Origin of the sequence: Faecalibacterium sp. DFI.5.82, assembly GCF_029076575.1 — a bacterium.
Classification (GTDB): domain Bacteria; phylum Bacillota; class Clostridia; order Oscillospirales; family Ruminococcaceae; genus Faecalibacterium; species Faecalibacterium duncaniae.
Window position 1 is genome coordinate 1 of sequence record NZ_JARFIS010001119.1, and the last position, 289, is coordinate 289.

Below are 289 nucleotides of genomic sequence, written 5' to 3' on the forward strand. Positions count from 1 at the left end.
GGTACTTCTGCGGCATCACCGATTCCATGCTGGCCGCGGACCGCAAGGCCATGTGCAGCGTGACAGCTGAAACGATCCGGGCACAGGCCGCATACCTTGCAGACCGGATGGCAAACGCTACCCGTGTGGCCTTTGGCAGCAAGGACGCTGTGGAAGCAGGCAAGAAGCTGTTTGACCGCATCGAGACCCTGTAAGCAGAACTGAAACTGAATCTGTAACGAAAGCAGGCACTCTGCCTTTGCCCCGGACGGGGCGGGCGGAGTGCCTGCATTTTTGCGCAAAAGGCGCT

The 289-nt window shown here is 59.5% G+C and carries 1 protein-coding gene; it reads left to right on the top strand.

Annotation, left to right across the window (positions count from 1 at the left end; translation table 11 throughout):
- The coding region (locus P0G09_RS20395; protein WP_275253592.1) for a hypothetical protein at positions 1-194 on the top strand (194 nt) is incomplete at its 5' end.
- Positions 195-289 lie beyond the last annotated feature (95 nt).